Source organism: Nocardia sienata NBRC 100364, from assembly GCF_001613205.1.
GTDB classification, from domain to species: Bacteria; Actinomycetota; Actinomycetes; order Mycobacteriales; family Mycobacteriaceae; genus Nocardia; species Nocardia sienata.
The window spans coordinates 22377-42085 of the sequence record NZ_BDBX01000010.1 but is presented as its reverse complement, the minus strand read 5'-3'; the positions used below and the strand labels follow the sequence as shown (position 1 = coordinate 42085).

Sequence of the window (19709 nt, the reverse complement as noted above, 5' to 3'; positions counted from 1 at the left end):
CACTCCGCCGCCAAATAGCCTGCGATCGTCGCCGATTCAGCCGATGACCTCGGCGTATCGGCGCTCGAGCGCGAGGATCAGCGCCCGGTCCGGCGCGCCACTCGCGCCGGTATCGAGCGATTCCACCAGCGCGTCCAGGCAGACGTGGTATCCGGCGGCGGTCCCCGATACCCCGTGCGGCCCCGGGGTACCGAACCAGACCGTGCACAGCAACCGGGACCCGGCACCGTCGGGCACGATCTCGAACAGCAGATGCTCGTCGTCCCAGAGGAATTCGAAAAGCCGCGGTGGTTCCCAGGTCAGGATACGACCCGGCAGTACCGGATCCTCCGGTGCGATCCCTGCTTCGGTCAGTTCATCACCTGCCCGCTCGACCGCCTCCGGCCAGAAGCGGAACCGCACCTCGGCACCCGAACGGCGCTCACCGATGATGTCCGCGGGGAACCAGTGCCGTAGATGCTCGGATTCGGTGAGCGCCCGCCAGACCTTCTCCGGTGGATGCGCCAGGGTGCGTTCGTAGCGGGTGCCCATGCGATCGCCGTCGCGCAGGACTTCACCGAGACGCCGGGTCGCGTCGGTCATTTCACTCCTCTGGGTTCGTCGGGTCCTTCGTCGTCGGGCACCGTGTCCAGATACCGCTCGAATTCGTCGAGGCGATCGGCCCAGATCTCCCGGAACGGCGCCAGCCACATATCGATCTCCCGCAGCCGGCCGGGCGCGAGACCGTAGTGCCGGCGCGGACCGTCCACTCGCACGCGCACCAGCGCCGCCGCGTCGAGCATGCGCAGATGTTTCGACACATTGGGCTGGGCCGTGCCGAGCGCACCCACCAGCTCACCGACGGTGCGCTCACCGTCGCGCAGTAGATCGAGAATCCGCCGCCGGGTGGGGTCGGCCAGTACCTCGAAGACATCGCGTACCACCCGAAATATATATCGCTCGGGGAATATTCCTGTCAAGGCATAATGGACTTCAGCGGTGGGCGGACCTTCCGGCGACCTCGCGCCGTACAGTCGCGGCCACCGTCCGGCCCGCCCAGGCCGAGAATTCACCGACCTGCGCCGCGGGCAGCTCCGCCGACCGCTCCCGAGGCCGCTCGAAACTGCGCAGCGCCTCGCCCACCAGCCCACCGAAACCGTCCCCGGCCGCGACCATCGCCCGCCCGGCTTCCCGTTTGGCCACCCAATGGCCGGTACGGCAGAAGTACACGGCCCGGCAGCCGTTGAGCACCCGATTGTCGGTGAGGTGCCCGGCCCCGGACGCGTGCTCGTCGACCGAGGCCGCCACCGCGGCGAGCAGATCGAACCGGCGCGGGGCGGCGAGAACCTCGCGCACCGGCCGCCCGAACAGCGGTAGCCCGCTCTGGTGGGCGACCGCGCGATCGATGACATACCAGAACGCCGGCGCCCCGGCGGCTTCGAAATCCGCGACCGCGGGCAGCAGCGGGCCGGTGTTCAGGTTCAGCAGATAGCCGGCTTCCGGCGCCCCCGACGCCGCGAAATCCGCGTCGTAGACCACCAGCTCCAGTCCGGCGGCAGGGCAATCGAACGCGGGGTGGGCCAGCACTTCGGCAAGGTCGTGGACCAGCCGCTCGGGCCCGTCGGGGGCCACGACCACCGTGATATCGATATCGCTGCGACCGTGCCGGTAGTCCCCGAGCGCCAGGGACCCCACCGCGAACACACTGAGGAGCCGATCGCCGTAGACGGCGCGGGTCCGCCGGACCAGCTCGGCCAGATACGGCCTTACCTCGGCCGGGATCGTCCGGGAAGCGCCGGAGCCGGTCACAGGTGGTGCGGGAAGCGTCCGGTTACGCGGAACACTCCTCGGCGTCGATCGGTCATACCGCCCAGGCTAAACCGTCGCCGCCCGCGGCCGGCGCGATGCCCGGGCCGACCCGAGCCGCGATATCCGGTTGACCCACCGGCTCTAATGGATACGTGACAGATCTTGTAGCGGCCGTCTCGTCGGCGGGCACGGGGCGCGTGCGAGAACTGCTGGAAGCCGGGGCGGACCCCGACGAGCCGGACGAATACGGAACCACTCCCCTTTACCGAGCAGCGGTACAGGGCGCCACCGAAGCGGTACGCCTGCTGCTGGCACACGGCGCCGATCCACATCTCTGCGGCGGGGGCGACGACGAAGGACTGCCGTTGTGCGCCGCCGCGTGCTGGAACCATACCGGTGTCGTCGCGGCACTGCTGGCCGCCGGAGCCGACCCGAACGCACCCGAGCCACCACATCCACAACAGACCGGGCCGGGAACACCGCCGCTGCTGTGGGCGGTCCGCAACGGGCACCGCGAGACAGTGGAACTTCTGCTGGCAGCGGGAGCCGACCCGAATATCGCGGGCACCCCGCTGACGATCGCCGCCCAAGGGGGCCGCTCTGGGATCGTGCGGTCACTGCTGGCCCACGGCGCGGATCCGGCTCGCGCGGACACACAGGGCCGCACTCCCCTGGCCATCGCGACCGACCTCATGTCCGCCGACCTGGTGGGACTGCTCGCGCGGCAGTGGGCCCGGCCCGATCGCGAGTACACCGTGCACCGCCATCCCGCGGGGGACGGCACCGACGTGATCACACTGCGTTACGGGGAGCCGGGCCAGGGCGGGGAGACATCGATGCAGGACGGGCACGCGGCGATCGCCGAACTGCTCGGTGCCCTCGGCGACCGGCACGGATCTATCGACCCGGGGTGATCTCCCCGGGCGCCTCCTCCCCGGCCGAGGCGGTCCGGCCGTGCCGGACCGCCTCGGCCGGGGAGGAGGCGGGAGGATCCGGATTCCGCTGTCGTAATGCGGGGTCCGGAACGCTTCCCGGGCGGGGTCTCGAGTATCGGCGCACAGCCACTACCTCTTTCTCGTCGAGCGGAATCCACCGCGATGATCAGCCGCGAACCCGGGTCAGGAACGCGGTGATGTTCTCCCGGATCTGTTCGATCCGGTACTCGGCATCGAAATCGTCGCGATAGGCGCGGCCCAGCGCGGGCGTTTTCTTCCGGCGGGCGTACAGCGAGCACGCCAGATCGTCACACATGTAGGTCCCGGTCGAGTTGCCGCGCCGACCGGCCTCCCCGGCCTTACGTGCCGTCATCAGCACCACGCCGCCGTTGGTGTGTGTGGTGGAGCAGATCGTGCACATCTGCGAACGCCGCGGCCCACCGGTTTCATAACGCAACGCGATACCGGCCGGGCCGCGCTCCTCGGGTATCACGAGATAGGCGCGGCCGGCGGCTCCGGGATCGGACCAGCCCAGGAAGTCCAGGTCGTCCCAGGGGCGGTCGGCCAGGTCGGTGGGTATCGACAGACGTTTGGCGTCGCCTTTCGAGCAATTGACGAACGACGCTCTGATCTCGCGTTCGGTCAGGGGTTCCATGACACTGCGTCTCCTTCGATATCCGGGATGGACAAACCGCGACAAACTATCGGCCATGCAGTCGGCGGGCAACCGGTTTTTCCGGCCGTGGCCGATGCGTCCCGGTCGGCGTCCGGTGCCGCGCGCGACGGTCCCACGCGGCCGCGGGCGGCCCGGTTTCGGCGGGGAAACGTTTGGCCGGAAGTGCCGATCCGGACCACGGGCACCGTCCTAGAGTGAGGGAGACCACAGCGGCGACAGGAGTATCTATGAGCGCGCGACCTCCGGTCTCGATCCTGATCATCGGCGCCGGGTTCGGTGGTATCGGCGTGGCGATCGAGTTGTGCCGGCATGGATTCGACGACATCACAATCCTCGAGAAGGCCGACGACCTCGGTGGCGTGTGGCGGGAGAACACCTACCCCGGCGCGGCCTGCGATGTGCCGTCTCCGCTGTACTCCTACTCCTTCGAGCGGAAGCCCGATTGGCCACAGCGGTACTCCGGTCAGGCCGCCATCCACGACTATCTGCGCGGCGTGACCCGCCGGCACGGCCTGCTGGAGCGGATCGAATTCGGCGTCGCGGTCACCGACGCGGTGTTCGACGAGCAGGCCGGCACCTGGACGGTGCACACCGCCGACGGCGGCCGGCGGAGCGCGCAGGTGCTCATCTCCGCCGTCGGCCAGCTGTCCCGCCCGCAACTGCCCGCCATCCCGGGCATCGACAGTTTCGCGGGCCCCGCTTTCCATTCGGCCCTGTGGGATCACGAGATCGACCTCACCGGGAAACGGGTGGCCTGTATCGGCACCGGCGCGAGTGCCATCCAGTACGTTCCGCAGATCCAGCCGGTGGTCGAACAGCTGACCCTGTTCCAGCGCACCGCCGCCTGGGTGCTGCCCAAGTTCGATACCGAATACTCCCCGATCCAGCACAAGCTGTTCGCCAAGATCCCCGGCATGCTGCTGGTGGAGCGGCTGGGCTGGTGGCTCACCGCCGAGATCACCTCGCTGGGTCTGGTGGAACTGCCGATCATCAGCCGTCTCGTCGCACGGATCGCCGCGCGGAACCTGACCGAGAACGTGGACGATCCCGAACTGCGGGCCGCCCTCACCCCCGACTATCCGATCGCCTGTAAACGCGTTCTGTTCTCCAGCGACTACTATCCGACGCTCACCCGGCCCAATGTGGAAGTGACCACCTCCGGCATCACCGAGATCACCCCGCGGGGTGTGCGGACCGCCGACGGCACCCTGCACGAAGCCGATGTGATCATCTACGGCACCGGGTTCAAGGGCACCGAGTTCCTGTGGCCGATGCGTATCACCGGCCGCGGCGGGCGCGAGCTGGCCGACGTGTGGTCCGCGGGCGCGCACGCCTACTACGGGATGACGGTGCCCGAATTCCCGAACCTGTTCATGGTCTACGGACCCAATACCAATCTGGGCGTCGGGTCGATCATCTACATGATCGAATCGCAATCCCGCTATATCCGGCAGGCGGTCCAACTGCTCGCCCGCAAGCCCGGTCATGTCCTCGAGGTACGCGCCGAAACCGAACGCGCCTTCAACGACGCCCTGCAGAAACGCCTCGAACGCACCCCGTGGAACTTCTGCTCGAGCTGGTACCGCAATGCGGCCGGCAAGATCACCAACAACTGGCCGGGTACGGTCACCCGGTACCGTCGCCGCGTCCGCAGACTCGAACCACGGGATTACACGCTGACGCCCGCGGCATGACAGCACCCGCGCGATCATCCTCACATGTGCTCCTGATCTCTGGGCTCGAGAGTGTCGTCCTGCCAGGATGACCTCCGGGATCGAGGAGGTGGCGAAGGTGGCCGCAACACAACGCGGTTGGACACCGGACGTTTTCGAGGCGGCCGCCCGGACGGCCGGTTTCGGCCTGGACGCTTCCCAGCACGCGGCCGCCGCCCGGCTGGTACAGCTCGGCGACGAGATAGCGCGCCGCCGTCGTTTCTTCGGCTCGGCGCCGCGCGGCGTGTACGTCTGGGGACCGGTGGGGCGCGGTAAGAGCTGGCTGACCGATACCTTCTACTCGGCGGTGCCCATCCCCGGGAAACGGCGCATGCACTTCCACGAGTTCTTCCGCGAATTCCACACCCGCTACGCCGCCCACCGCCACGAGAAACACGCCGGCGACCGCGCTGTCCGCGAACTACTCGGCGACTGCCGGCTGGTGTGTTTCGACGAATTCCATGTCCACGATCCCGGTGACGCCACCATCATGGCCCGAGTCGTGCAATCGCTTCTCGCCCAGCGGATCACACTGGTCGCCACCTCGAACTATCCGCCGTCCGGTCTGCTGCCGAACCCGCTGTTCCATCATCTGATCGAACCGCTGGCCGCGACCCTGTACAGCTCGCTGGATATTGTCGAGGTCGCCGGCCCCCGCGACTACCGGCGGGTCCGCCGACCGGGAACAGCCGCCACGGAGTTCGAACGCGGCGGCTACCTCTGGCCCGGTACCGCCGCCCGCCTGGCGCAAGCCGGCCTGGTGCCGCCGGCCCCGGACGAACGGCAGCGCCTTCGGATCGGTGCTCGTACGGTCATCGCCCGGGCGGTGCGCGGCGACTCGGTCTGGTTCGATTTCACCGATCTCTGCGATGGCCCGTACTCGACCATCGACTATCTGAGCCTGGCCGACCGGTTCCAGGACTGGACGCTGTCGGGTCTGCCCCTGCCGGCCACCATGGGCCGCGACGCCGCGCAACGTTTCGCCAACCTGGTGGACGTGCTGTACGACCGGGACCGCCGCCTGTATCTCGTCGCCGCCGGGCCAGTCACCGAATCCCTGACCGGTGAGCACCTGCCGCCCGATATCCACCGCACGGCCAGCCGCCTGGCGCTCCTACCGCAGATCGGCGGCGTACCGGTCGCCGTGGCCGATCAGTAGTCGGGGAAGAGCCGGAGTTGCTGCGCCGCCGGCGAGGACCGCCGGATGGGTGCCGGTATCGGACAGCGCTGCGGCCACGATGTTCACCGGCACCAGGGCCCGGGTGCGGCGTGGCGGCCGAATTCATAAGCCCCAGCGTGAGATCGACGCGGGCCGGCCGCTGATCGTGCCGCCGCCGTGGTCCTCACCCGCGAGCAGCGAGGTCCAGCCGAGTTCGGCGCCGCGGCGCCAGTAATCGGCGGTGGACCCGTGGTCGTCGCCGCGGAGCCGGCGAAGCCGGCGAAGCCGATCCGCCGGGGACCGGGTGGTGTAGACGTACGGAGGCCGCGCCCGCAATAGCCTGGGCCGATGTTACAGGTAGGAGGCCCGGCCGGCCGGACGCGCCGGGGATGAAGGCGCTCTGTGGCAAAGGGTTTCGCGTCCGGCTGCGCGACTAGCGATATCGTATCCACATCACCGGCGACAGGGAGGGGTGATCGGGATGCTCGTCATCGCCGATAAGCTCAGATCAGGCGCGGAGAAACGGGTTGTCGGCTGGCTCCGGAAGTGGGAGGGGGACTACCGGGTTCCCGGAGTCGCTATCACGAACTGCTTCATCTCCGGACAGGAGGTGGACCTGGTCATCATCACCCCGTACACGACCGTGGTCGGAGAGGTCAAAGGTATCGACCCCGAGGTCACCGGCAGTGTCCTGCAGTGCACCACCAACAGCCGCTGGCGGGTTCCGGGCTCCGAGGGCGACCCGGTCAGTGTGCGGGACAACGACACCACTCCCTATGACCAGGTTCGCGACGGGGTGTTCAAGCTGAAGGCCGCCGCCGGGCAGGTGGGCGGCAGCGCGTTCGTCACCGGTCTCGTGGTGGTGCTCCCGCCGCGCGGATCGACCATGCGGCTCGAGAAGAAGTCGGCGCCGCCGCCGGGCTGCGATGTGCTGCTGTGCAACACGCAGAATCCGCTGCGCGCCTGGTTTCATCGGGCCCATCACCGCAGCGCCGTCGTCTGGACCGCGGAGCAGGCCTACGCGGTGATCGAAGCGCTCGAATACGGGGACCGCACGACGATCGCCGAACTGGCCGAGGCGGGATTCCCGCTGGATTCGGCCCTTCCCGCGATCGAACCGATTCCGCTTCCGCCCTCCGCACCGGACCCGGTACCGGCTCCTGCCCGTACCGTCGCGCCGCCGCCGTCCGCACCGGCCCGCGAATCGGTTCCGCCGCCCGCGGCCGGGGCGGACAGCCCGTCCGCGGCCGCCCCGGCCGGCCCTGCCCGGCTGCCGGAACGACCGGCTGCCCCACCACCGCCACCGCTCGAACCGCAACCGCAGCCCCGGCCGGCGACCGGACCGCTCCCGGAGCCGGAAACCACCGATCGGCGCCGGGCCCACTGGCAGACCGCGGCGGCGTTCGCGGTGATCGCCGTTCTCGGCGGCGGATTGTGGCTGGTGGCCCGTGGCGGTGGCGATGCTCCCGCACCCCGGGAAACCGGGAATCAGCAACAGACCAGCTCCGTCGCGGAGGTACCCGCTGCCCCGCCGCAGCCCGCGGCGGGAATCCCGCAACCGCCGCCGCGGCCCGCAGCGCCACCGACGCCGGTCTGCTACCCGTTCCAGCCGAGGTGCTGACCCCGCGCACGGGCCGGGCCAGGTCACCCCTCGTTCGCCTGAGCTCCGAGCGCCTCGAGTCGCTGGACGAGCGCATTGTAGGCAGTGACGGCCGCGCTGCTCTCGGCCATCGACGCGTCGAACTGCGCTTCGCCACCGTCGTTTTCGAAGCTTTCCCGGCACTCGGCACCCGCCCGCGCGGTGGCGGCGAGCGCTGCCGCCCAGTCCGTTTGCGCACGCTCATCGGGTATCGGAACAAATGCCGCCGCATCCTCGGCGACGCGAACCATCTCGGTGCAGACCGGCACGAACACCGCACGCTCGAGCCGAACCGTCGGCAACCCCTCGCTCGCGCGGAGCGCGTCGGTGACGGCGGCCTTCATCTGCCCGAAGATCGCGTGCAGAGCCGAGACCTTCGCGTCGCCGCCGACGTGCCACCAGCTCTGCACGAATCGGGCGGTCATCTCCTCGGTGCGGGCCGGCTCGTAGCCGACGGACCCGGCGACTTCACCCTCCAGGTCGTCCCGGTTGTAGTAGTTCAGGCCGGTGTCGGTGACCAGGGCGAGCACCACAGCACAGACGACGGCCACCAGCGCTCTGCGGCGTGCCGGCGACCCGGGCTTCCGCCAGGTCACCGTGTCCGGCGGCGTGGTCGTCCGGTGCCGTGCAGCGATCCGCCGGACACCATCGGCGACGAGCGCGGCGATCAAGGCCGCGGCCGCGGCGAGGTGTATCCCGATACCCAGGACGAACGGCACCTGGAGCAGCACCATCAGACGCGCCGCATCCGGACGCCACGCGCAGGTGTAGGCCATGACCTGCATCGACTCCAGGCAGCCGTCGGTGGCGGCGAAGAGGAACAGGCCGAGTAATCCGAACAGCCCGGCCCCGGCCGCCGCGGCCGGCGCCATCACCGACCGGTACCGGCCGGCGGCCGCGGCGACCGCGCCGGCCGTCAGCACGGCAGCGGCGCCCAGGCCGGCCGTCAACCACATCGGATAGGCGTTGACCCACGCCGGAGTGAGCCCGCCGGCCGGGCGGCCCGGGTGCAGTCGGTACATCACCAGCGCTACGGCCCCGCAGGACAGCAGCCCGCCGAGGGCGGCGCCGACGACGGCAGGTCGCAGCGATACGGCGGCGGGGGACAGCGCGTGCTCTCCGGGATCGCCGGCGCCCATGCGCTCGATCCAGGCCGGTGTCCGGGACGGCGGTCTGCGCACCAGCGCGAGCAACGGGAACACCCACAGACAGGTGGAACCGATGAGGACCAGCGGCCGGTTGGCGAGATCCGCGACGAACCCGTACCAGAAGGGCAGACCGGGCAGTGACAGCTCCGCGGAATGCAGGGGTCCGCGCAGGAACAGGAACGGCCCGCTCATCCAGTAGCCGTACCAGGTTCCGAAGACGACGAGGGCGGCACCGAGCCCGAGAAGCCGCACCGCGCGGATCGAGTGACCCCGGCAGCCGCGTATCCACAGTTGCGCGCATTGGGTCATCCACCAGGCGAACACCGCCCCGGCGAGGACGAAGACCAGCAGGATCGCGGGGTCCTCGGGCAGCAGCCGGGGTCCGGCCGAGCGGAAGGACATCAGCTCGCCCACCGCCATCCCGGCGCCGAGCCAGATGCCGGCACGCCGGCCGGAGGGCACCGGGGCACCGGAGACGACAGCGTGCCCCACCGCTCGCCAGAGGGCGTAACCGGCGATGCCGACCACGAGCCCGGCGGTCACCCAGGTGGACAGCAGCTCGCCGAGCCGTGTGTTCACCGCGACGCCGAAGCCGTCGGCCGCGAGGGGTACAGCCAGGTTCGCCACCTGTGCGGTGACCCCGGTGAGGAACATCATGAGTGCCGTGACACCGAACAGCGACCCGGAACCGTGCAGTGCCCCCAGCCGTTCCGGCCGGCCCGGATGAGTACGCCACAATCCGAGGAACCGGTCCCACCGGGGGTGTTTCGGCGCAGTACCTTCGTCCTGCCAGGCGAATGCGTCCGCCCCGGCCCGGTAGGCGGCCTCCAGGTCGGCATGGACCTCCCGGGTGCGCAGGATGTCGGCCCGCACCAGATAGGTCAGTGCCACCAGTACCACCACTCGGATGATGCCGCGCAGCGACAACTGCCATTCGTCCCACCACAACTGCGGGTTCGTGACCACCGAAATGCCCTGCCCGATCAGGTAGGGAACCAGCGCGCAGACGAGGAAGGCCCGCCACAGGGCAACCGTGGCGTAGGTGATGTCGACATCGCGGTTACGGAGATGCGCGAGTTCGTGCAGAATCACATCCCGCAACACCTCGGGTGCGGTACCGCTGCGGGCGACCAGCCCGCCGTCCAGGCATACCGTGTACCTGCCCAGCCGCCCGAAGACGACGGCGCCGACGGTCTCGGCCCGCGGATCGATCACGAAATCCGGCGTCCGGCGCAGACCGGCCACCGCGACCAGTTCGCGCAGCCGGACGGCCAATTCGTCGGGCCCGCTCGTGTCCACCGGAAGCAACCGCCCCGGCCGGCGCCGCCACACCGGCGATCCCAGGTAGATCACCGCCGCGACGAGCAATATCGCCACCGACCCGGCGATCATCCACTCCACCGGTGCGCGGGCGACACCATGAGAGTCCTCGCAGGACCGGATGAACTCGGCGTGGGTGAGCGCCCCGCCGGGAATGTAGGAGCTCTGCCACGGGTCGTAGCCGACCGCGAGCCGACAGGACTGGTACCAGCTCTGATCGTGGGAACGGAATTGCGAGGTGACCGCCGACAGCAACGACAGACTGTCCACCGCGACGAACGCCAGCAACAGCGCGAACCGGATCGCGGTCCCCGCGGTGAAAGCTCTGGCCTGCACCGGTACCGCGTTCGTCCCCGTCTCCGCACCCATGGCACGCCCCCTTCCCGCACCAGCCGATCAGTTCGGCGCGGCGCTGCCCTCTTCCGAACCGTGTACCGCCTGTCCGGCCGGGCCGCCGGGCTCTGGGGGTCGCTCCGGAGCAGCACGCGCCGCGAGGGCGAGTCGGCCCGCCACGGCATCGGCGACGATCGCGGCGCGGTCGGCGTCCATACCGCTACGCAGCGCCGAATCCAGGACCTGCGCGCGGATTTCGGCGATCTGGTCGCCGTCCAGCGGAGGAATCTCCTGCTCCACCGGGCCGCGGCGCAACAGTCTGCGTAGACCCGACCGCGCCGCCCGGCCGCCGCCGGTGATCGCGCTGTCGGTGAAACGCGCGACCGCCTCGCTCACCACGATCCACACCACCGGGCTCGCCAGCACGACGATCTCATCGATACCGAAGCCGAGCAGATCGCGGGAGCGTTTGCGACGCGAAAGAATTCGCACCGCCGCGCGGTCACCGAGCGGACGCAGACGGTCCACCATGGGGAGCTCTTCCGGGGCGACCTGCGCGATCACATCGCGGACCACATCACCGACCCGACCAGGGGCGTCGGACGGGTCGGTGTCCACCGCATTCATCGACATGTCCTCCGACGCCTCATCCGCCCCCGGGCGTACGCGTTGCGCCGCCCGCACCCCCAGTGCCTTCTCCGGAGCTTGCCGCAAAAGATCGTCGGTCGTCAACAGAAGCGCTGCCGCGCAGATTATTTCGATTCACCGTTAGCCGGCGGATCGACACGGTGACCGACCGCACGGCCCCCGCGCTCGGCTACTCTCCCCCGGCGTTTCCCGAACACCCCGCCGACGCGTACGGACCGGTGGAGGTCTGTTCGGAGACGAGCCGGCCGCCGATCAGTATCCGGCAGGTCACCTCCCCGCCGTCGGCATCGTTGACCGCGATCAGCGAGACCATGGTGCCGAAGCTCTCGATGAGCACATCCCGCCGCCAGGGCAGTCCGGCCACCATCTCCCGGGCCATGCCGAGGTCGTGGCCGAGATAGGTGATCGAGACATCGCCGGCCGTGCCCTCGACCTCGTAGCTCACCGCGACCTCGTGATCGGGGTCCTCACCGACCTCGTTCGCGATCCCCGCCACCACCGCGACGCACCCTCCGACCAGGCAGAGGACCGCCAGGACCAGCCCCGCGGCGAACCACGGCCATCGGGGCCGCCCGCGCGGGGATCGGCGGCCGGCGGGCGAGGATCCGGCGTGCGGGTCCTGCCGGTACGCGGATGCCGGGGGCTTCCCGGAGCGGCGCCGCTGCTCGCCGGACGGGTCGATCAATGTGAACTCCTCGGGTCGGGGGACGGCCGGCGCACCACCAGGAGTGTGGATCACATTTGGACGAACTAATGTTACATAGCTATTTGTGCTGCTCAAAATCCCTTTCCGGGACCGTCGGGGGCATACCCCGCAGCCCCCTGCCGACCGCCTCGGGGCTCACACACAGGCCGCGCGGGAAGAACCGGGCCGAAGAGACCGTGGACCACGGGCGGCACCGGTGGGAAGCTCATAGATGACCGCATGCCGATTGCCGAGGACGGTGAGTCATGGGTGTCAGAGCGAACGGGGTGACGAGCCCGCAGAACATCCGGAACGTAGCGCTCGTCGGAAGTAGCGGCTCGGGTAAGACCACTCTGGTGGAGGCGCTGGCGCTGGCCACCGGCACGGTGAACCGGGCGGGCCGGGTCGAGGACGGGACTTCCCTGTCGGACTACGACGAGATCGAGCAGCGAAAACACCGTTCCGTGCAGTTGTCGGTGGTGCCGGTCCGGTGGAACGGAGTGAAGATCAACCTCCTCGACACCCCGGGCTACGCGGATTTCGTCGGCGAACTGCGTGCCGGACTGCGGGCGGCCGACGCCACACTGTTCGTGGTGTCGGCGGCCGACGGCGTGGAAGGCGTCGGCGGGGCGACCCGGGCCCTGTGGGAGGAATGCGCGAGCGTCGGAATGCCGCGGGCGATCGTGCTGACCCATCTGGACACCGCGCGGGCGGATTTCGAGGAGCTACGCCGCACCTGCCAGGCGCTGCTCGGCGGCGGGTCCGCGGAGAACGTGCTGGCACTCCATCTGCCCGTGTACGGGCCGGCGAGCGCGGACGGGCACCGCCCGGCCACCGGCCTGATGGAACTTCTCGAGCAGCGGGTGGCCGACTACTCGGGCGGCGAGCGGACCTGGGTCGATCCGGCGCCCGCCGATCGGGCCCTTGCCGAACAGGCGCGGGAGCGGCTGATCGAGGGCATCATCGCCGAAAGCGAGGACGAGACCCTCATGGACCGCTACCTGGGCGGCGAGGCGATCGAGCTCGCCACCCTGGTCACCGATCTCGAGCGCGCGGTGGCACGGGGTAGTTTCCATCCGGTTCTGTTCGCGGCGCCGGCCACCGCCGACGGGCGGTACGGCCTGGGCACCATCGAACTGCTCGACCTGATCACCGCGGGGTTCCCCGGCCCGGCCGAGCACGCGGTACCGGCCCGGCGGCTCGCCGACGGGTCCGCAACGATCACCCTGCGCTGTGATCCCGCGGCCGATCTGGCCGCCGAGGTGGTCCGGACATCGTCGGACCCGTACGTCGGGCGGGTCTCGCTGGTCCGCGTTTTCTCCGGCACGCTGCGCGCCGACGATACAGTCCACATCTGCGGGCACGGCTCGGGCGCCGAGCACGACGACGACGAACGGATCGGCGGACTCACTGCCCCGTTCGGCCGGGAACAGCGGCCGATGAGCGAGGCAGTGGCCGGCGATATCGCCTACGTGACCAAACTCGCCCACGCCCGGACCGGCGACACCCTCTCCGCCACCGGCGACCCGCTGCTCATCGATCCCTGGCCGATGCCGGACCCACTACTGCCCACGGCCATCCGCGCCCACGGTAAGACCGACGAGGACAAACTCCCGCAGGGGCTGGCACGGCTGGTCGCCGAAGATCCCGCCCTGCGGGTGGAGAACAACGAGCGAACCCATCAGCTGGTGTTGTGGTCTCTGGGGGAAGCACAACGCGATGTCGCGCTGGAACGGTTGCGTAGCCGATTCGGCGTCGAGGTCGATGTGGAGGAGACCCGCGTCCCCCTACGGGAAACGTTCGCGGAGAAGGCCGGTGGGCGTGGCCGGCATGTGAAACAGTCCGGCGGGCACGGTCAGTACGCGGTCTGCGAGATCCAGGTGGAACCGCTCGCCGAGGGATCCGGGATCGAGTTCGTGGACAAGGTCATCGGCGGCGCGGTGCCGCGGCAGTTCATCACCTCGGTGGAGAAGGGCGTGCGCGCCCAGGCCGAACGCGGGGTGAGCAGCGACAATCCACTGGTCGATGTGCGGGTCACCCTGCTCGACGGTAAAGCGCATTCGGTCGACTCCTCCGACGCCGCGTTCCAGACCGCCGGAGCCCTGGCGCTGCGCGACGCGGCGGCGGGCAGCCGGATGGCGCTGCTCGAGCCCATCGCACTGGTGGAGGTCCGGGTTCCCGACGACCAGCTGGGCGCGGCGCTGACCGATCTGTCGGTGCGCCGTGCCCGGATACTGGGTACCGAACCGGCCGATCCGGCGCGCACGCTCATCCGCGCCCAGGTACCGGAATCCGAACTCGTGCGCTACGCCACCGACCTGCGCTCGCTCACCCACGGTGTCGCCCAGTTCACCCGCGAATATCTCCGGCACGACCCGATGCCCGCCCAGCTGGCGGAGAAGGTCCGCGACAGGTCGCCCGCGGCCCGCGCCTGACCCTGTCGTATGCGGGACCCGGCCGTCCGACCGGGCCCCCACCACTGGTGTGTCCTCGCCTCTCCCGCTCCGCCACAACGCGGCAACGGCTACCCCGACTCAGGCGCCGCGCACAACTCCTCGATCCGCTGCCGCAGCTGTTCGAGGAACTGCTCCGGGTGCGTGAAACCCGTTGCATCGAGCGGGGTTCCGAAACGAACGGTCACCCGGCGCCGCCGGTCGAAGGCCGGGCGGTCGCCGCGCAGCCGCCGCATCGGCATGACCTCGTCCGTGCCGACTGTCCCCACGGGGACGACCGGGACTCCGGTCGCCAGAGCCAGTTTCGCCACTCCGGGCTTGTACGGTTCCACCTCGTCCGGCGCGACCAGCCGGCCCTCCGGGTAGATGAGGAGAACTCCCCCGTGGCGTAGGATCTGCTCGCCCTGGGCCAGCGCGGACCGGCCGGATGCGCTGTCGCGGCGCACCACCGGGATCTGCCCGAGTCGTCGAACCAACCACCCCACGACCGGCCACGACCAGAGTTCGGCCATGGCGATGGCCACCGCCCGCCGGCGCAGGGCGCCCCACAGGAACACCGCGTCCAGCATGGAGATGTGATTGCTCGCCACGATCACCGGACCGCTGCGGGGTACCAGGTCCCGCCCGATCACGGTGACGTGGACCAACTTCGACCACGCCAGTGCCCGCAGTACCCGCCGGACCAGTTTCGTGGTCACCTACGCGCGCTTACCGAGACCTCTGGGCCGTCCGGCGTTGCTCTCCATATCCAGCCCGTCACTCGCTGCCGCCGCGCCCCGCGCGCCGCTACGGATCCATCATCGTCGCGCGGTGCGGCGCAGCGGAACCGGGAAACTACTCACTCCCGGCTCCCGGCTCCCGCTAGGACGGCTACCCCCGCATACCGGAATCCAGCGACTCGATCTTGCGTTCGAGCACGAGACGTTCGCCCGCGTTGGCGCAGCGTGCCACCGCCCGTTCCAGTTCGGCACGTGCCTCGGCGCTCCGGCCCAACCGGATGAGCAGTTCGCCGCGCACGCTGGGCAGCAGATGCGTGTTCGCTAGTTCGCCCGCCGCCTCCAGTTCGTCCACGATCGGGAGGGCGGCCGCCGGCCCACTCGCCATGGCGACCGCCACCGCGCGGTTCACCTCGACGACCGGCGAAGGTGCCAGACGGCCCAGCGCTTCGTAGAGCAGGACGATCCGATGCCAATCGGTGTCCTCGACCGACAGCGCGACCGCGTGGCACTCGGCGATCGCCGCCTGCAACCCGTAGAAGCCCAGCCCGCGCCGGGCCCGTTCGGCGCGGGCCAGGGCGGCTCGTCCACGGCGGATCGCCGAACGGTCCCAGCGCCGGCGATCCTGATCCTCCAGCAGGACCGGCCCCCCGTCGGGCCCGATGCGCGCCGGGAAACGGGCCGCGGTCAACTCCAGGAGCGCCAGCAGGCTGTGCGCTTCGGGCTCGTCCGGAACCAACCGGCTCAGCACGCGGGCCAGCCGCTGGGCCTCGGCGGCCAGGTCGAATCGGATGAGATCGGCCCCGGAGCCGGTCGAGGACCCTTCGGTGAAGATCACGTAGATCACCCGCAGCACCGAGACCAGGCGGGCCGAGCGGTCGGCGGCCTGCGGGATCTCGAACGGGACCCGCGCCGCGGCCAGGGTTTTCTTGGCCCGGGTGATCCGCGCCTGGACCGTGGCCGTCGGGACCAGGAAGGCCCGGGCGATTTCGTCGCTGGTCAGACCACCGATCACCCGGAGGGTGAGCGCCACCCGCGCCTCCGGGGAGAGCACCGGATGGCAGGCGACGAACATCAGGGCGAGCACATCGTCGTCGATGCGATCCGGATCCCACAGCATCTGCTCACCCCGCGCCGGGTCCGCCGGATCGCTGCCCGCGGCGACGCCACCCTCACCCAGGTCCCGGGCGAGAGCGGCGTACCGATCGTCGAGGGCGGCGCACCGCCGGAATCCGTCTACGGCGCGCCGGCGGCCGACGGTGAGGAGCCAGCCCGCGGGATTGCGGGGCACCCCGTCACGCGGCCAGGTCACCAGGGCCTGCGCCAGGGCTTCCTGGGCGAGATCCTCGGCGAGGCCGAAGTCACCGGTGTAGCGGGCGAGCGCGCCGACGATCCGCGCCGATTCGATCCGCCACACCGCGGCCACCGCGGCCCGGCCCTCGTGCACTGTCACAGCCGCCGGTCAGAGCTGGCCGGTGGCTTCACGCCAGGCCCGCTCCTTCTGGATCCAGATGTTGTCCTGGGGGAATTCGTCGATGGCGGGGACCCGGCGGATCTCGGTCTTGAAACCCGCCCCTGTCATCGGCATCCGTTTGGCCCATTCCACGGCCTCTTCCTTGGATGCGACGTTCAGGATGTAGTACCCGTTGAACAGTTCCTTGGTCTCCCCGTACGGCCCGTCGGTCACCACCGGATCTGCCGACGAATAGTCGACAACGACCCCCTCGGCGGCGTCTTCGAGGCCTTCCGCGGCGAGCAGCACCCCGGCCCGGATCAGTTCGTCGTTGAACTTGCCGACCGTCTCCAGCATGTCGGTGAAGTCGATATCGCCCATCGCGGCGAAGGCTTCGTCGGTGGCGCGCATGATCAGCATGTATTTCACGGTCCGGTCTCCTTGTCTCGGGGCCCCTCCTGGACCCTTTCACCCATAGGTCGAACGAGGTGGCCGGCGAATCGACAACCCGCCGGATATTTTTTCGCCGAAAGTCGCGACTCGGTTCCGTTTCGTCGTCGAACCGGTTCGAACGCGGTGGCCGGTGGCATACTTTTCGATCAGGACAAAGGAATCGAAGTGTGGCGTATGAGGGCGTCACCGGCGATCAGTTCTCGAGGTCCGGTGTGGCCCCTCCCATCCGAAGGGAGTTGTTGTGACCACCGACCCCGCAGCATCGACGTCCGGAAGACCCGGGACCACCGGGGCCCATGCGGCCTCGACCGCCGATAATTCCACCAAACAGGCCGTCGCGACCGGCACCTCCATCGCGGCGGCGGCGCTGCTGCTCGTCGCCGGGTTCATCACCCTGTTCCAGGGCATCTCGGCGGCCGCCAACGACGATGTGTTCGTCGCCGGGCCCAACTATGTCTACGAACTCGACCTGACCAGCTGGGGCTGGATCCATATCGTGTTCGGCATCCTGCTGATCCTGGCCGGCCTGGCGCTGATGACCGGGGCACTGTGGGCGCGGATCGTCGCGATCGGCCTGGCTGCTCTGTCCATCATCGTCAACTTCCTGTGGATCCCCTGGTATCCGCTGTGGTCGATCCTGATCATCGCCATCGATATCGTGATCATCTGGGCCATCGCCACCTGGCGGCCCGAACGGGTCTGACTCGATAGCGCCCGGACCGGCGCCGCAGCGCGCCGGTCCGGGAACCGTTCGGCCCGAAACGACAGCCGCTCGCCCCGTGGGCGCGCGGGCCGGTCGGCGCGATCCTGGGCCTGGCGCCCGGCGGCCGAGCGGCCGGCCGAAGCGTTGGAGATCATCTCGATGTTCGCCGCGAACGCACCACCTTCGCGGGCGACCGGCTCGCCGAACGCGCCGCGCAGGGTTTCGACGCGGTGGTCTTCATGGTCGGGGCGAAGCAGGTCGCGGCGATGATGGAACTGTTCGCCACCGAGGTGGATCCGCGGATCCCGGTTCTGAGCGGTGACGGGCGGCCCGCAGCCCGGCGCCGGTCACCGCCCGCTTCCGGCCCGGTCGGCGGTGAGGAAGTCGGCCATTGCCGCCGCGACGGCCTCGGGCCGGTCCAGCATGGACAGCACATAGGCATCGGATATCTCGACCAGCCGGGCGCGGGGGATAAGTTCCGCGAGGCGGCGGCCGTGCTCGCGGGGCATGACCTTACCGGCCGAGGACCAGAGGATCAGGGCGTCGCCGGTGAAGCGGCGCAGCGCCTCGGTGTCGGCGATCAGTTCGCAGGCGTGGAAACCGGACCGCGTATAGGCGAGCAGGTCCCGGCGGATGCGACGGTCCCGCAGGCCCGGCTCGGTCCAGCCGCGCACGAGTTCGTCCGGCAGCGGTTCACGAGCCATCCACCCGAAGAGCAGCGGCAGGCTGCGCAGCCGGCGAATCCGTAGCTGCCGCAGGGCGAGGACGACGCCGCCGGGCAGGCGGGTCGCGATCGTCGCCGTCTTGCCCGGCAGGCCGGGCGGGAAGTTGTCGAACGCCTCGCAGGGCAGCACGATCATCCGGCCGATCCGGTCGTCGTGGCCGTAGGCGGTGAGGAACAGGGCCCCACCCCAGTCGCTGTGCACCAAAACCACATCGTCGAGGTCCAGTGCCGCGAGGAAATCGGCGATGAGCCGGTTCAACCCGCGCAGGCTCAGGTCGGTTCCCGGTTCGAGCGGGATCGGATGCGCGCCCAACGGCAAATCGGGCCGGATGTACCGGAAACCGGGTGGTAGCAGGTCGAGCACCGCGTCCCACACGGTGTGGTTCATCAGCAAGCCGTGCAGGAGCACCACCGGTGGCCCCTCTCCTTGCTCTACATAGTGCACCCGACCTGCGGGGATCTGTACCGTCGGCATCCGCTGACCCCTTTCGAGCGATCGCTCTAGAGTGATTGCTCTAGTCTGGAACCGTGACCGAGAAGATGTCAACCAGCACCAGCGACCGGTTGATCACCGCCACCGTCGAACTGCTGCGCACCCGCGGCTACAGCGGGACCGGCGTCAAACAGATCACCGTCTCGGCGGGTGTGCCGATGGGATCGCTCTACCACCATTTCCCCGGCGGTAAGCCCGAACTCGCCGCCGCCGCGCTGCGGGCGGCCGGCACCGCCCACGGCGAACTGATCCCGCTGCTGCTCACCCCCTACCCGGATCTGCGCGACGCCCTTCCGGCCGCTTTCGCCGCGGCGGCCGAGCAGATCGAGCAAACCGGATGGATCAATATGTGCCCGGTGGGGACGGTCGCCGGGGAGATCGCCGATGCCGAGCCCGCGCTACGGGAGGTGCTCGCCGAGATCATCGACGACTGGATCAGCGGCGGTACAGCGTATTTCACCGAGCGTGGACTGCCGCCGGGGACCGCGCGCGAGCTGATCATCGGTATCGTCACCGCGCTCGAAGGGGCTTTCGTCCTGAGTCGCACCCTGCGGTCCACCGAACCGCTGCTGGCCGCGGGACGCGCCATGAGTGCGCGGCTCGCGGAGTTGCTCTCCACCCCGCAACACTTCGGAGCCGTCGACGCCGGGCCGGGGTAGGAGCCCGGCACA

General features: G+C 69.7%; 18 protein-coding genes. 7 read left to right on the top strand and 11 right to left on the bottom strand.

Going from position 1 to position 19709, the window contains the following annotated elements; all coding sequences use genetic code 11:
* Nucleotides 1-36 precede the first annotated feature (36 nt).
* The 3 genes from NS4_RS09060 to NS4_RS09050 are packed head-to-tail and all read right to left on the bottom strand — an operon-like array spanning nucleotide 37 to nucleotide 1788.
* The gene (locus tag NS4_RS09060) at nucleotides 37-582 is read right to left on the bottom strand and encodes an SRPBCC domain-containing protein (RefSeq protein ID WP_063059073.1); all 546 of its coding nucleotides are present in this window, start codon (nucleotides 580-582) and stop codon (nucleotides 37-39) included.
* Nucleotides 579-923 carry an ArsR/SmtB family transcription factor gene (locus tag NS4_RS09055; protein WP_063059072.1) on the bottom strand — a complete coding sequence of 115 codons (345 nt, stop codon included), beginning with the start codon at nucleotides 921-923 and terminating at the stop codon, nucleotides 579-581. Before NS4_RS09055 ends, NS4_RS09060 begins: the two co-directional genes overlap by 4 nt.
* 49 nt (nucleotides 924-972) lie before the next feature.
* A complete protein-coding gene (locus NS4_RS09050; protein ID WP_174552078.1) occupies nucleotides 973-1788 on the bottom strand; it encodes a nucleotidyltransferase domain-containing protein in 816 nt (271 codons plus the stop codon).
* A 152-nt stretch (nucleotides 1789-1940) separates the two neighbouring features.
* Between NS4_RS09050 and NS4_RS09045 the strand changes: the two genes are divergently transcribed.
* A complete protein-coding gene (locus NS4_RS09045) occupies nucleotides 1941-2702 on the top strand; it encodes an ankyrin repeat domain-containing protein (protein ID WP_084487043.1) in 762 nt (253 codons plus the stop codon).
* A 187-nt stretch (nucleotides 2703-2889) separates the two neighbouring features.
* Here the strand turns inward: NS4_RS09045 and NS4_RS09040 are convergent, their stop codons facing one another.
* A complete protein-coding gene (locus tag NS4_RS09040) occupies nucleotides 2890-3378 on the bottom strand; it encodes an FBP domain-containing protein (RefSeq protein ID WP_063059070.1) in 489 nt (162 codons plus the stop codon).
* Nucleotides 3379-3626: 248 nt separating this feature from the next.
* On the opposite strand from NS4_RS09040, the gene NS4_RS09035 reads away from it, so the two are divergent.
* The 3 genes from NS4_RS09035 to NS4_RS09020 all read left to right on the top strand — a co-directional run bounded on the left by NS4_RS09035 (nucleotide 3627) and on the right by NS4_RS09020 (nucleotide 7891).
* Nucleotides 3627-5093 carry a flavin-containing monooxygenase gene (locus NS4_RS09035; protein ID WP_063059069.1) on the top strand — a complete coding sequence of 489 codons (1467 nt, stop codon included), beginning with the start codon at nucleotides 3627-3629 and terminating at the stop codon, nucleotides 5091-5093.
* 67 nt (nucleotides 5094-5160) lie between these two features.
* Entirely contained in the window at nucleotides 5161-6270 is a 1110-nt protein-coding gene (gene zapE / locus NS4_RS09030; protein WP_084487042.1) for a cell division protein ZapE, read from the top strand.
* Between the two features lie 481 nt (nucleotides 6271-6751).
* Nucleotides 6752-7891: a nuclease-related domain-containing protein gene (locus NS4_RS09020; RefSeq protein ID WP_157105961.1), complete on the top strand. Its 1140-nt coding sequence runs from the start codon at nucleotides 6752-6754 to the stop codon at nucleotides 7889-7891.
* Between the two features lie 23 nt (nucleotides 7892-7914).
* On the opposite strand, the gene NS4_RS09015 is transcribed toward NS4_RS09020, so the two are convergent.
* From NS4_RS09015 to NS4_RS09005, 3 genes are all read right to left on the bottom strand, one after another.
* A complete protein-coding gene (locus tag NS4_RS09015; RefSeq protein ID WP_063059066.1) occupies nucleotides 7915-10746 on the bottom strand; it encodes a M48 family metalloprotease in 2832 nt (943 codons plus the stop codon).
* A gap of 27 nt (nucleotides 10747-10773) precedes the next feature.
* The gene (locus NS4_RS09010; protein ID WP_157105960.1) at nucleotides 10774-11337 is read right to left on the bottom strand and encodes a hypothetical protein; all 564 of its coding nucleotides are present in this window, start codon (nucleotides 11335-11337) and stop codon (nucleotides 10774-10776) included.
* 190 nt (nucleotides 11338-11527) lie between these two features.
* The gene (locus NS4_RS09005) at nucleotides 11528-12043 is read right to left on the bottom strand and encodes an MmpS family transport accessory protein (protein ID WP_063059064.1); all 516 of its coding nucleotides are present in this window, start codon (nucleotides 12041-12043) and stop codon (nucleotides 11528-11530) included.
* Nucleotides 12044-12309: 266 nt separating this feature from the next.
* On the opposite strand from NS4_RS09005, the gene NS4_RS09000 reads away from it, so the two are divergent.
* Nucleotides 12310-14478 (top strand): elongation factor G-like protein EF-G2, encoded by a 2169-nt coding sequence (locus NS4_RS09000; protein ID WP_063059063.1) that lies wholly within the window; start codon nucleotides 12310-12312, stop codon nucleotides 14476-14478.
* Between the two features lie 89 nt (nucleotides 14479-14567).
* On the opposite strand, the gene NS4_RS08995 is transcribed toward NS4_RS09000, so the two are convergent.
* From NS4_RS08995 to NS4_RS08985, 3 genes are all read right to left on the bottom strand, one after another.
* Nucleotides 14568-15194 carry a lysophospholipid acyltransferase family protein gene (locus NS4_RS08995; protein ID WP_245665201.1) on the bottom strand — a complete coding sequence of 209 codons (627 nt, stop codon included), beginning with the start codon at nucleotides 15192-15194 and terminating at the stop codon, nucleotides 14568-14570.
* Nucleotides 15195-15366: 172 nt separating this feature from the next.
* Entirely contained in the window at nucleotides 15367-16665 is a 1299-nt protein-coding gene (locus NS4_RS08990; protein WP_063059062.1) for an RNA polymerase sigma factor, read from the bottom strand.
* 9 nt (nucleotides 16666-16674) lie between these two features.
* Nucleotides 16675-17094: a YciI family protein gene (locus tag NS4_RS08985; protein ID WP_063059061.1), complete on the bottom strand. Its 420-nt coding sequence runs from the start codon at nucleotides 17092-17094 to the stop codon at nucleotides 16675-16677.
* Between the two features lie 376 nt (nucleotides 17095-17470).
* Here NS4_RS08985 and NS4_RS08980 point away from each other — a divergent pair, with 376 nt between their 5' ends.
* The gene (locus NS4_RS08980) at nucleotides 17471-17821 is read left to right on the top strand and encodes a DUF7144 family membrane protein (RefSeq protein ID WP_157105971.1); all 351 of its coding nucleotides are present in this window, start codon (nucleotides 17471-17473) and stop codon (nucleotides 17819-17821) included.
* Between the two features lie 347 nt (nucleotides 17822-18168).
* On the opposite strand, the gene NS4_RS08975 is transcribed toward NS4_RS08980, so the two are convergent.
* A complete protein-coding gene (locus tag NS4_RS08975) occupies nucleotides 18169-19020 on the bottom strand; it encodes an alpha/beta fold hydrolase (RefSeq protein ID WP_063059059.1) in 852 nt (283 codons plus the stop codon).
* Between the two features lie 53 nt (nucleotides 19021-19073).
* Here NS4_RS08975 and NS4_RS08970 point away from each other — a divergent pair, with 53 nt between their 5' ends.
* Nucleotides 19074-19697, top strand: coding sequence for a TetR/AcrR family transcriptional regulator (locus NS4_RS08970; RefSeq protein WP_245665199.1), 624 nt, complete (start codon nucleotides 19074-19076; stop codon nucleotides 19695-19697).
* The last annotated feature ends 12 nt before the right edge of the window (nucleotides 19698-19709 follow it).